This is a genomic window from Xylanibacter ruminicola, assembly GCF_900142525.1.
Lineage (GTDB): Bacteria > Bacteroidota > Bacteroidia > Bacteroidales > Bacteroidaceae > Prevotella > Prevotella ruminicola_A.
In genome coordinates, this window is the sequence record NZ_FRBD01000012.1 from 41,041 (window position 1) to 54,344 (window position 13,304).

The 13,304-nt window shown below is 48.8% G+C and carries 8 protein-coding genes; 3 read left to right on the forward strand and 5 right to left on the reverse strand.

What is annotated here, in order from left to right; translation table 11 throughout:
• Position 1 precedes the first annotated feature (1 nt).
• From BUB86_RS08840 to BUB86_RS08850, 3 genes are all read left to right on the forward strand, one after another.
• Entirely contained in the window at positions 2-1,873 is a 1,872-nt protein-coding gene (locus BUB86_RS08840; protein WP_081373177.1) for a glycosyl hydrolase family 18 protein, read from the forward strand.
• Positions 1,874-1,946: 73 nt separating this feature from the next.
• Positions 1,947-3,665, forward strand: a complete 1,719-nt coding sequence (locus tag BUB86_RS08845; RefSeq protein ID WP_081373186.1) for a glycosyl hydrolase family 18 protein — start codon at positions 1,947-1,949, stop codon at positions 3,663-3,665.
• Between the two features lie 183 nt (positions 3,666-3,848).
• Entirely contained in the window at positions 3,849-6,065 is a 2,217-nt protein-coding gene (locus tag BUB86_RS08850; protein ID WP_073208699.1) for a glycoside hydrolase family 3 C-terminal domain-containing protein, read from the forward strand.
• A gap of 141 nt (positions 6,066-6,206) precedes the next feature.
• On the opposite strand, the gene BUB86_RS08855 is transcribed toward BUB86_RS08850, so the two are convergent.
• The 5 genes from BUB86_RS08855 to BUB86_RS08875 are packed head-to-tail and all read right to left on the reverse strand — an operon-like array spanning position 6,207 to position 13,191.
• Positions 6,207-7,058 (reverse strand): efflux RND transporter periplasmic adaptor subunit, encoded by an 852-nt coding sequence (locus BUB86_RS08855; RefSeq protein ID WP_081373178.1) that lies wholly within the window; start codon positions 7,056-7,058, stop codon positions 6,207-6,209.
• Positions 7,051-8,469: a TolC family protein gene (locus BUB86_RS08860; protein WP_073208569.1), complete on the reverse strand. Its 1,419-nt coding sequence runs from the start codon at positions 8,467-8,469 to the stop codon at positions 7,051-7,053. The genes BUB86_RS08855 and BUB86_RS08860 overlap by 8 nt, the downstream gene beginning before the upstream one ends.
• The gene (locus tag BUB86_RS08865; protein ID WP_175549464.1) at positions 8,466-10,571 is read right to left on the reverse strand and encodes an ATP-binding cassette domain-containing protein; all 2,106 of its coding nucleotides are present in this window, start codon (positions 10,569-10,571) and stop codon (positions 8,466-8,468) included. Before BUB86_RS08865 ends, BUB86_RS08860 begins: the two co-directional genes overlap by 4 nt.
• Before the next feature lie 5 nt (positions 10,572-10,576).
• Positions 10,577-12,328 carry an ABC transporter transmembrane domain-containing protein gene (locus tag BUB86_RS08870; RefSeq protein WP_175549465.1) on the reverse strand — a complete coding sequence of 584 codons (1,752 nt, stop codon included), beginning with the start codon at positions 12,326-12,328 and terminating at the stop codon, positions 10,577-10,579.
• 2 nt (positions 12,329-12,330) lie between these two features.
• Positions 12,331-13,191 carry a biotin/lipoyl-containing protein gene (locus BUB86_RS08875; protein ID WP_073208575.1) on the reverse strand — a complete coding sequence of 287 codons (861 nt, stop codon included), beginning with the start codon at positions 13,189-13,191 and terminating at the stop codon, positions 12,331-12,333.
• Between the last annotated feature and the right edge of the window lie 113 nt (positions 13,192-13,304).

A 13,304-nucleotide genomic window follows, 5' to 3' on the forward strand; every position in this document is an offset into this window, starting at 1 on the left:
TATGAAGTATTATATGATTAAAAAGTTGTTTTTGGTAGCGATAGTCTTATTCAGTATGATAGGCCAGGTGAAGGCCGCAGAGAAAGTGGTTGTTGCCTACGTGACGTCGTGGAGCAGCATCATGCCCGACCCATTTGTGATGACCCATATTAATTATGCATTTGGGGGTGTGGGCAGCGACAATAAAGTGTACAGCGATGGTACCAGTCGTTTGAAAAATATTGTGAAACTGAAGGAGAAAAATCCCGAACTGAAGATACTACTTTCTGTTGGTGGTTGGGGACGTGGCAAGTTCACACCCATGGCTGCTAATGAGAAGGCCCGCCAGATTTTTGCGGAGTCATGTGTGAAATTCTGTAGGGATTACAACCTCGATGGTATCGACATTGATTGGGAGTTTCCCGGCAATAACTCTAGTGGGGAGAAGTCGCCTAACGATGAGAAACAAAACTACACACTACTGATGCGTGATCTCCGCGAAGCCTTGGGTGACAAGTTCTTGCTGACTATGGCCTCGTCGGCCGATCCAGGTTATTATGACTATAAGAGTTGTATCCAGTATTTGGACTTCGTCAATGTGATGACTTATGATATGTCTGGTCCTCCCAACCATCATTCTGCCCTTTGTCGTGGTGGAGTTGTTGGTAATGGCTGGCTCGTTATGCACGAGAGTATCCAACGGCATCTGACGGCAGGCATTCCTGCTCACAAGCTGGTGATGGGACTCGCCTTCTATGGCAATAGTGGTGCGGGAAGTCAGATATCTCTACAGGAGATTAAGAACGGCATTGCGAGCGGTAAGTGGATAGACCATTGGGATGATGTGGCTAAGGTTCCATATGTAACAGATGCGAGCGGAAAATTTGCCTATGGTTATGATGATGAGCGTTCACTCACCATCAAGTGCCAGTATATCCTTGACAACGACCTTGCTGGTGGTATGTATTGGGAATACAATAATGATGATAATATCGGCACTGAGCGCACCACGGTTTTTGAAAAACTGATGGGTGGCATAGTGGAAAAGAAAGAGGTGAAAATCGGAGATTATCCCCTTGATTATATCGGCCTGAATACCTATAGTGCCATTCTTGATATGGAGCAAGACTGTGTCTATACTATGAGTGGCGCAGAGGAACTTACCGATGGGAGTTGGTATTACGACCCCGATTTCCTGAGGCCTGTCGATGGCGGCTATGGGTTCGTACCTATCACTGGTAGATACAAGATTACAGCCTTCTTCAATACTCACTATTTCCAGATCCTTCCCGTTGATGCTACAGGAAACCTACTTACGTATAGTAAGGAAGACGGAACAGGTGCAATATGGATGATCGGCAACGCCAATGTGGGCAAACCTGATATTGCTCATGCTGGCAATTGGGGAGCAAGCAATGGCTGGAACCCTACACCTGATATGTTTGTAGCTGTACCGCAGGTTGCCGACAAGATCTATCAACTCACGCTCACCGTGGGACAGCAACTTGTAGCTACCGATGTTAATTTCAAGTTCTTTCATCAGCCAGGTTGGGGAAACAACAATAGCGATGAGTTTAACGTACGCGATGGCTCTCACTACCATATTTCGACTACCAGCAATGTGTTCCGTATCGACAATGAGGAAAATGGAAATATAAAACTGGTTGAGGGCGCTAAGCTAACGGATGGGGCAACATATGTGTTCACCATCGATTGCAGTGATCCTACAAGTGCAGTATTAATAGTTTCGGATGGAACCACGGGTGTTTCTGCTCCCTGGAATTTCTACAGTCGTAATCAGTCATCAGGTATCTTCGACCTGCAAGGCCGACGTGTGGTGAACCCGTCAAGAGGTATCCATATCCAAAATGGACGTAAGTTTATGATAAAATGAAAACAAAAGTAGGAATATAAAAAAAAATAGTTTATCTTTGCAGCAGATTATGAATCAAACAAATATCTCGAATATGAATAACAAAATCAATAGGTTATTTCTGTTATTAGCTCTCCTTTGTTTATTTGTATCAGTCAACGGACAGAAAAAGGTTGTTGTTGCCTACGTAACATCATGGACTCAAACAATCCCTGATCCAATGGTGATGACACATATTAATTATGCTTTTGGCTACGTTAACAAGACTTTTGATGGTATAGATATCGACAACGAAGCGCGTCTCAAGCAGATCGTTGCTTTGAAAAAGAAGAATCCTAAGCTGAAGGTTCTCCTATCTATTGGTGGATGGGGCAGTGGAAGATTTAGCGAAATGGCAGCAGCGAAAGAAAAGCGGATGGCATTTTCCTTAGATTGTCGTCGGGTAGTGGATAAATTTAAGTTGGATGGCATTGACATCGATTGGGAATATCCTACTCAGTCGTCTGCAGGTATATCATCTTCTCCTGAAGATACGCGCAACTTTACACATTTGATGCGTGATCTGAGAAATGAGCTGGGAGAGAAACTTTTGACATGTGCTACCGTTGCCAGTGCAGAGTATATTGACTTCCGCAGTTGCATCCAGTATATCGACATGGTCAATGTCATGTCGTACGATATGGGCAATCCGCCCTATCATCACTCTGCCTTATATCCTTCTGAAATTACCAACAGGATGACAACCTCTGCTGCTATCGAAGCCCATCTGAAGGCTGGCGTACAATGTGAAAAGCTGGTGATGGGAATGCCACTTTATGGCCGAGGCGTGCAGGGTTATACTACTGAGCCCGATAGTACAAAAGGTGTAACTGAATGTTGGCACGAACAGTCTATGGTGCCTTATCTGGTAAATTCGCAAGGAGAGTTTGTCATGGGCTATGAAAACGAGCGTTCCATTGGCATCAAGTGCCAGTATATCATCGACCACCGTTTGCATGGAGGTATGTACTGGGAATATGGCGATGATAGACAAGAGAAATTGAGGAATGTTATTTGTGAGATACTGATGCATGGTGAGGCTGGCCCTTATACAGCTAATTACGTAGGTAATAAGGTCCGTTTCAATGTGTTACTTGTATGGGATCCTTCTGCTGAACCAGCCCATGTTGAGTTCGATAAGCAGGCCATACGTTTCTTTCATAAATTGTCTTATGGAGAAGGATTTACCTACGATGTACGTACCGATTGTCCCGCAAGTCTTGATACACTGAAGAAGTACGATGTGATGGTAATGTTGAACGCCTTGCCATATAGTGAGTCTGCCCGTAAGGCTTTTCAAAGTTATATGGAGCAGGGTGGGGGCTGGCTAGGATTCCATGCTACAGGATATAATGATAGAAATACGCATTGGCCATGGTTGAATGAGTTTTTGGGTTGTGGTCCTTTCTTAGCCAATAACTGGCCACCGCAGTCTGTACTCGTTGATGTCGAGACTCAGCAGAGTCCGGTTACACGTACCTTGCCAAAGTCTTTCGTTGCACCGTCAAGCGAGTTCTACCAGTTTTCCCCTTCACCTCGCGCAAATAAGGATGTTGAGGTTCTGGTAAGTATCTCACCAAAGAATTATCCCTTTGGTATCAAGGATATTGTTACGCATGGAGACTTCCCAATCGTGTGGACTAACAAGAAATATCGTATGGTCTATCTTAATATGGGACATGGTGACGAAGCTTTCATTGACGCTACCCAGAACCTGCTCTTTACAAATGCATTCCGATGGGTAGCCTTTAAAAATGACAAAATGACGCGATGATTGTTATTTTACACCTCTATATATAATCCACTTAAAGTGAAAACAACAAAGAATGTAATTGTCTGTATTTCAGTGATTTGGTTTGTTTGGCTTGCTTTTGTTGTCCACTTTTCTTTCTATATGTAGTAAATGGGTGTTATTATTTTGTGTAATTTTGCACCACGATAAATTTAAAGCCAGATGATGAAAAAAATAACTATTATGATGTCGTTTCTGATGCCGGTAATGGCGCAAGCCCAGACGACTCCTGTTTATCTCGACGAGTCGAAAAATATAGAGCAGCGCATTGACGATGCGCTGAGTCGCATGACTCTCGATGAGAAGATTGCCGTCATACACGCGCAGAGTAAATTTAGTAGTCCGGGCGTAAAGCGTCTTGGATTCCCCGATCTCTGGACTGATGATGGTCCTCACGGTGTTCGTCCCGATGTGTTGTGGGACGAGTGGGAGCAGGCTGGACAGACTAACGACTCGTGTGTGGCTTTCCCTGCGCTCACCTGTCTGGCTGCTACATGGAACCCTCAGCTGGCACGCCTGTATGGCGAGAGTCTGGCTGAAGAGGCTCTGTATCGCAATAAGAATGTGATGTTGGGTCCTGGCGTCAATATCTATCGCACACCATTGGGCGGACGTAACTTTGAATATATGGGCGAAGACCCCTGGCTGGCATCGCGCATGGTGGTGCCTTACGTTCAGGGCCTGCAGTCAAAGGGCGTTGCTGCCTGCGTCAAGCACTATGCACTGAACAACGACGAGGAGTATCGTCATCAGGTCAACGTGGTTATTAGCGACCGCGCCCTGCACGAAATATACCTGCCAGCCTTCAAGGCTGCCGTGCAGGAGGGTGGGGCATGGTCCATCATGGGGGCCTACAACCTCTATCAGGGTGTGCACAACTGCCACAATGCCACTATGCTCAATAAGATTCTGAAGAAGGACTGGGGCTTCGATGGCGTAGTCATCAGCGACTGGGGCGGCTGTCATGATACCGAGGAGGCCATCAAGAACGGACTCGACCTGGAGTTCGGATCGTGGACTGATGGACTCACCATGGGTGCCACCAATGCATACGACAATTATTATATGGCTTTGCCCTACAAGAAACTCATTCAGGAGGGCAAGTACACCACTAAGGAACTCGATGAGAAGGTTCGCCGCGTGCTGCGTTTGTTCTATCGCACCACCATGAACCGTCAGAAGCCTTACGGTTTCCTCTGCTCAGAGAGTCACTACGAGGCTGCACTCAAGATAGCTCAGGAGGGCATTGTGCTGCTCAAGAACGATGACAATCTATTACCACTTAATATAAATAAAACAAAAAAGATTCTGGTTGTTGGCGAAAATGCCATAAAAATGATGACCGTCGGTGGAGGTTCTTCTTCGCTTAAAGCGCAGAAGGAAATCCTCCCCCTCGACGGTATCAGTGCCCGATTCGGTGGTGTGGATTACGCCCGTGGTTACGTGGGCGATACCGTTCAGAGCTATAATGGCGTAAAGGTTGGACGTTCGCTCTACGAGACTCGCACCCAGGCCGAACTCACTGCCGAGGCTGTTGAGAAGGCTAAGCAGGCCGATGTGGTTATTTTCGTGGGTGGACTCAACAAGAGCGACCATCAGGACTGTGAGGGACATGATCGCCAGGGCTACGATCTGCCTTATGCCCAGAACGAGGTTATCGAGGCCATCCTCAAGGTAAACCCACGTCTGGTTTATGTAAACATTTCGGGTAACGGAGCTGCTCTTCCTTGGATCAATAAAGTGCCTGTTGTGGTTCAGGCTTGGTTCATCGGTAGTGAGGCAGGCGAGGCTATCGCATCGGTACTTGCTGGCGATGTGAATCCATCAGGTAAGCTGCCATTCACATGGTATGCTTCACTCAATCAGTGTGGTGCTCACGCCACAGGCAGCTATCCCGGCACCTGGCGCGAGGATTATAAGATTATAGACGAAGAATATAAGGAAGGCATCTACGTGGGCTATCGCTACACCGATGCCAATGGTTTGAAGCCACTGTTTGCCTTTGGCCACGGTTTGAGTTATACCACCTTTAAGATGGGTAAGGCCGTAGCCGATAAACAGCAGATGGCTGCCGATGGCACCATCAGTTTCACTGTACCAGTCACTAATACAGGCAGTTGTGCAGGTAGTGAGACGGTTCAGCTTTATATCTCTGCTGTTAAGAGCAAGATCGATCGCCCTGTTAAGGAGCTGAAGGCCTTCCAGAAGGTTTATCTGCAACCAGGCGAGACTCAGAATGTAACACTCACCATCAATGCCGATGCGCTGAGTTATTACGATGAGGCAACAAGCCAGTGGCGTGCCGACGCAGGTAAATACGAGGCACACCTTGGCACTGCATCCAACAAGCTCTCAACCAAATGCACATTCAGACTAGAATAAGGTTTCATACTCATACATAACAATTGTTTTAGGTACATACATAGTTGATATTAGTTAGTAATTAGTAGTTCAAAAGATTGATTTACCAGAAATACACGTAAAAAGGAGTTTGCAGTGATGCAAGCTCCTTTTGTTTGGTTGTTACGATGGTTTTGCCAATGTGACGATGGCAGTCATGCCAGGCATCAGATGCGGGTGAGGTGACAGTTGGGCTTCAAGATGCACCATGCCGTTTTTCTCTATCACCGGACTGATAGCCGTTACAACAGCCGAATGGCTTTCGGATGGATAGGCTATCGAGACAACCTGGATCTTAGTACCAATCTGAAAATTCTGGAACTCGCTTTCCAGTACATCGAAACACACCTTCAGATGTTCTGTGTCAACCATATAGAAAAGAGGTGTACCTGGAGTGGCAGCACCATACAAGGCAGCTTCTATTCTGCTTACGGCACCAGAAATAGGAGCAGCGATGGTACAATAAGATAGCTGGTGCTCCAATTGCTGTAGCGAAGCTTTGGCGGTGTTATAGCCACTGTTGATACGAGCCTGGCGCTTGATATCGTCCGAAGCCTGTTCCAACTCATGGCGTTTGTAGCCCTGGCCCATCAGGATGGCCTGATATTGGTACTCGGCATGTTCCAGTTCGGCTTTACAGCGCACAATCTGGTCGTGCAGTGCAGCCTGACTGAGTCGCACCACTACCTGTCCCTTCTTAATTCGCTGACCCATCTCCACATTGAATGCCACTATCTGCTCATTGATTCTGCTGTAGACGGGCACCTCGGTTACAGCCTGTATGGTGCCTTTGCTCGAAAAGCCGTCGCGGTTGATGGCCTGTTGCAGACTCTTCGTACCTGCAGACTTGATATTGGCAACTGAATCCCCAGGATTAGTGCCAGCAGCCTCAGCCGAACGGTCAGCCTCTTTACTATGATTACTGCATGCTGCCGAAGCCAGCAATAATATGCATAATGACAGATATTTATTCATGTTGGGTAAGTGTAAGTAAATGATAATATGTGGTCCAATATTTCTCTAGCGCCGTAAGGTGCTGGTTATAGGCATTGTCACGTCGACTCTGTGCCAGCGAGTAGGTGTTGATGTCGCAGATACCATTGGCATAGTTCTCGGCATTCAGTTCAAACACTTCGTCTGCCATTTTTACGGCCTGATCCGTATGCTCCAGCAGTTGCTGATGTGATTGCAGGTTTTGGAGTGTGGTAAGCACATCCTCGCATAGAGCCCGCTCCACCTCGTCCAGGGCGCTTGTCTCGCGAGCCGTCCATGCTGTGGCAGCCTCGTAGCGTTTCTTGGCTGCACCGTGGTCCATCAGGGGCACACTTACAGTAACTGCTCCCAGCATGTAGAACTGCTGACTACGATAGGCCTCGCCTAGGTTACTACCTAGCTGCTGAAAACCCACGTTAACGTCCAGTCCCACGTTGATGCCCTTTTCGTTTTTCGCCTTTTGCTGCTGGTGGGCAGCCTCTAGCAGCAGAGCCTTCTGGTGCTGGAAAACGGGGCTGTTCGACTTGGCCAACTGCAATGCCACATCAGTAGTCATATCCAGTGGTCGGGGCGCGTCGGGCACGGTCATACGCAAGTTCAATTTGTCTACCTTGAGATACGATTTCAGTGCTTCGCGAGCAACTTGCTCTTCGTTTCTGGCGGTAAACAGCGCATTGCTGGCGTTTAATCGCTGTAACTCCAATGAGCGTAGTTCTGCCAGCGTCACCATGGCAATGCTGGCTTTCTCCTTGGCGATAGCATAAAGCGTGTCGGCTGTCTGCTTGTTGCGCTCACACATATCTAATATACCCTGTGCACATACCAGTCTGAAAAAACGTCGTGTGGCTTCTTCTGCTATCAGGTGCAGTTCGTAGCTATGTTGCTGTTGTGCAGCCTTCAGTCGTTGGTCTTCCACAAGCTTCTCCCAGCGGTAGGGGTTGTATCCTAGCAGTGACTGGCGGTATCCTAGCAGTATCGGGGTAGCCACGAAATCACGCGGATAGCTGTTCTTGTCGTTGGCAAAATATTCGCTCCACATGGCTTGTGAACCCATATAGGCCTCACCTCCCCAGTTCAGTACCTTTTGTGTCAGCTTTAGTTGTGCCGATGCCGACAGACGGTCGTAGTTTCGTAGATACACGTAGTTTCGCGTCGGGTCGCTTATCACTCGCGAGTAGTTTGGCATAACATCCAAGTACACCTGAGGTTTGCGTAGCGCCTCGAACTCTTCGTATTGTGCCTTTCTAGAGTCATATTCATACCGGCTCTGGAAGGCGGTGATGGCGCTGTCTTGTGCCATGGCTATCACCTGCTGCAGACTCTGTGCGCGGCCGATGGCCTGGCAGCCCAGCAGCAGTATGATAACACCGGTATATCTTAATTTCTTCATCATAGTTTCTGACGTTTAATCATCTCACTCAGCAGTCCGCCCTTGGCCATCAGCTTTTCGTAACTGCCGTCTTCGGCCACGCGCCCGTCGTTCAGCACGATGATGCGGTTGCACTCGCGGATGGTGCTCATGCGGTGGGCAATGGTGATGCGTGTGCACTTCATCTTGGCCAGATTTTCGGTGATGATGTGCTGACTGATATTGTCGAGTGCCGATGTTGCCTCGTCGAGGAACAGAATCTTTGGTTTGCGTATCAAGGCGCGTGCTATCAGAATGCGCTGGCGCTGACCACCTGATACACCTTGTCCGTCGGCCGATATGTGCGTGTCGAGTCCGTTTGGCATGCGTTTGATATCGTCTTCGAGTGCCACTTGGCGTACGGCCTCCCACACATCGTCATCGCTCAGTCCGGTATTACCAAACAGGATGTTTTCGCGAATGGTTCCCTCCACCAGGTTGCCGTCTTGCAGGCAGATACTCACGCAGTTCTGTCGCAGACTGGGCTTGCTGATGTCGTTGAGGTTGTGCTGATCGTAGAAGATAGAACCACTCTCGGCCTGTTCGAATCCCAGCATCAGTCTTACCAGCGTACTCTTTCCGCAGCCCGACGGTCCTACCAGAGCCACATAGTCGCCTGGGGCTATGTGCAGGTTCAATCCATTGAACAGGTATGGCATATCTTCGTCATAGCGGAATTTCAGTCCGCTGATGTCAATGTTTCCACTCACGTCTTTCATCATCACCGTGTTGGCTTGCATCTCTGTTTTGGTTTGCAGTATCGGTTTGCAAAGCTTTATTTCGGGAGCCAGCAACGACATCTCTTTGATGATGCTCTGGAACTGCTCTACAGCTTGGGTGGCAATGGCCAGCACGCTGCAGTAGGCGATGTAGTCGGATAGTCCCAGTCCGTAGTGCCAAGCCGCAATCATGGTTACTATCATCGGTAGCAGACGCATGTTGTAGCTCAGTGAACTGCTGAAGGTGAACATCCGTGGATGGCGGCTGCTGAAGGGGTCGGATGGCTCGTATGCCAGTGCCCAGTGCTTGTATGCCCTTGCCTCGGCTCCATTGGTTCTTATCTTCTGCGCTCCCGAAACAAGGCTGAACACCAGTCCTTTCAGTTTTGAGATGTTTGAGTTGACGCTTGTCTGTACCTTCGACCAATAATAATACTGTATGTAGATGACCAGCATATACAGCGCCAAAATCATGATACCCGTGTAGAGTAGCTGACCGCCATAGGTGAAGAACTGTATGAACAGCACAGCGGTAAACATGAATGTGAGCATTGTCGACAGCATGTCCTCGGTGATTTGTGAACTTAATCGCACAACCGACAGGATGCGGTTCGACAAGTCGCCAGGGGCATACTGCTTGAAGAACGTTGCGGGCAGCATCAACAGGCGTGTCATCAGTGGCGCTTGCATGTTGTATTCCACTTTGTCCTTCATACGTATCACTATCAGGTTACGTGTGAGCTGAACCATCACCAGTCCGAAGGCCGCGCTGAACAGCAGTATGGTGATGGGCAGAAGCTGCGATGAGTCGCCCGATGGAATAACCTCGTTGAACAGCAGCTTGCATACGTATGGGGTAAACATGGTAAGCAGCGTCAGTCCCAGACAGGCCAACAGGGCGTAGGCGTAGTCGTATACGTTCAGTTGTCGCAGGGCGTAGCTTATTAACGATGTTAATGTAAGCTCCTTGTCGGGTAGGGGATAGCACAGTGTAAAGGCCTCGGGCTTTAACATGTCGGCATGCTGACGTACAAAGACCTGCTTTCCCGATTTGGGGTCGGGGAATGAGTAGTCGGAGAAATGCGGTGTAAGAATGACGGGCACATCGCCATCGGAGGTGAAGGCCAGAAGTTTTCCCGAGCACGTTGCCCACCAGCGACCTTCAAGTTTTACCTGTCTGAAGAATATGCGCTGATTATAGAGCGCCTCATCCAGCTCGTTGATGTCGGTAGGAATCTCGCGTTGCTGATTAATCTGCCGCCATACTTTCCTGTCAATCATCCCACGGAAAATGTCGGCAGCCTGATTCATAGCCTGCCTGTCGCCTTCAATGCGTTTTACTAACTGATCGAACAATATACTCTTCATAGGCATCAGGCGTATTTCATGAGTTTACTGTACAGACCCTCCTGCTGCATCAGCTCGCTGTGCGTGCCGTGCTGCAGTATCTGTCCGTTCTCCATCACGTATATCTGGTTGCAGTCGCGAATGGTGCTCAGTCGGTGAGCCACCATCACCTGCGTTATTCCCATGTTGCTGATATGCTGCATAACCAGTTCCTCGGTCTTCGGGTCGAGTGCCGATGTAGCCTCGTCAAGAACCAGTATGGTGGGGTCTTTGGCCAGTGCGGTGGCTATCTCTATGCGCTGTCGCTGTCCGCCGCTGAAGTTCTTGCCGTTCTCGCTCATTCTGGCCTTGTAGGCACCCGGTCGCTCGGCTATTTCCTTGTGTATCTGGGCATCGTTGGCAGCCATCACCATGGCAAAGTCCTCTATGGATTCATCCCACATTTTGATATTGTCGGCAATCGAACCCTCGAACAGGGTGATGTCCTGATTCACTACCGCCAGCGAGTTGATCAGCAGGGCGCGGTTCACCTGTTTCATAGGTACGCCGTCGAGCAGTATCTCGCCCTCCCATGGCTCGTAGAGGCCTGATATCAGTTTGGCGATGGTGCTCTTGCCGCAGCCCGAGAATCCCACAAACGCTACGCTCTGACCAGCCTCTATCTTCAGCGAGAAATGACTGAGCACCGGAGGCAGATTCCTGTTGTAGCCGAAGGTTACATCGCGGAGTTCTATCTCGCCTCTGAGTTTTGTCTGTTTCGACTCTGCTTCCTCATCCGGAATCTGCATGGTCTGCTCTTTTACTTCGGCCTCTACCTCTTCCAGACGCTCCATGGCTGCATGCGACTTGAATATGGCCTGTGTAGCCTTGATGGTTTTGTTTATTGGGAAGATGATACTTGAGGCCAGTCCCTGCGTAGCCAGCAGCATACCAGGTGTAAGCTCGCCCTGCAGTATGTACCAAGCTCCAAGACATAGAATCAGGGCATTGCAGAGGTGTAGTGCTAAGAGTGGAGCCGAACCTACTATAATCATACTCATGTTAGAGCGTACGCGTGCGTTCAGAGAGTTGACGTATGTCGCATCCCATTTCTCGAAGAACACGTGCTCGGCTCCCATCGACTTGATGGTTTCCATATTCTTGATGCCGGTCATCGTCACGCTCTGGAGTTCTGCATCGGTAACTTCCATGCCTTTTGCCTTCTGTTTCAGCGAGCTGGCTGTTACTCGCATCACTATTACCAGCACCACCATCGAGAAGACCACAATCAGTCCCAGTTTCCAACTGTATAGCATCATCAGCCACGCGCATAGAAACGGGCGGAGGCATAATACAATGGTGGGGAGGAACGAGTCGATGGTTTTCGATATCTTTGCTATACTTGAATATCGTGCCACCAGCTCGCCCGATGAGTATCGGTCGATGACGCTCATCGGTATCTGCAGAATACTGCTGATAAAACGGGATGAGGCGATGATGTTAAGCTTGCTGTAGTGTTTCTTGAGATGGGAGTTGATGAATAACCATGCCGTGAGTTCCACAACAAATAGCATGATGTATAATATCATCATCGGCGTGTACCACTCCGGGTTCTTCATGGTTATGATGTTGTCGGTAAATACCTGCTGGAAGAATGGAGGCAGCAGATACGATGCCATGTCGATGACATACAGCAGGAGCGTGAAAACAATGAAGCCCATACTACCTTTCATGTAGTGAGCTATCAGTGCAGTGGTAGATGCGTTGCCCTGCTGTTGATTGTTTCTCTTGCTGTCCATCTTCATTCTGTGCTAAGTTGTACGGCGCGGAAGCGGGTTCTTACCGATTCAAACAGATACTGGAACATGCTGCGGCGTTTTACCTCGCTCAGCACCGAGCAGTATGTGCCTACGTGCATGCTTACATCTTCGGGCACGCCGAACGACCAGTCGTACTCCTTGGGATTATCTTTCGATGGCAGCAGCTCTATCTGCACCTGATACATCATGCCGCCCGTCTCCAGCAGTCGTTGTGTCATCACGTCGCTCTTCAATGTCTGTTTCACCACTTCGGCGGCCACGGGGTATCGGTCTATGCGTGTCACGCGGCCCCTTACGTAACCTATCTCGTCGCGTTTCTCGTCTTCGGGCCACACCTGTGCGTTCATGCCCACCTGCAGGTCGCGCTGCCCGGCATTGTCAACGTATGCTATCAGAATGGTACGGTTGATGTCGGTGTCGATGCTGTCTACCACGCTCACTATGGGCTCAAAGGCCTCGAACTCCTCGTTGTCAACCTTGGTGCTGATCACTGTTCCCTCAACGGTGCTGGTCAGTATGCTGTAGCTGTCGCCCACGGATACGAGTGCTACCGACTGTCCTTGCTTCACGTGGTCGCCGCTGTGCACCAGCATGGTGCGTATCATGCCCTTGTTAGGCAGCGACACATCGGTGGTGCCTTGGTTAGGGAATACCACGCCACTATAATACACCTTGTCCGAAACGTTGCCCAAGAACCCCCAGGTAATAAATGCCACCAGCAAGAGCAGCACTGTTAGTGCAATAAGGTAGGTAGGCACTGAAGTAATTTTCAGTACACTTCCTATCTGATCGGCAGATTGGAGTCTCTGTTGACGATTTTCAGCAGAAAAAGGATTCTTCATACACAGTTTAACTTAAATTTATTTTTTCGTTGCAAATTTACAAAGAAAATGGATAAAATCGTATCATTTACGAAAAAAAATCTTATATTTGCACCCGAAACAACAAAAATAAA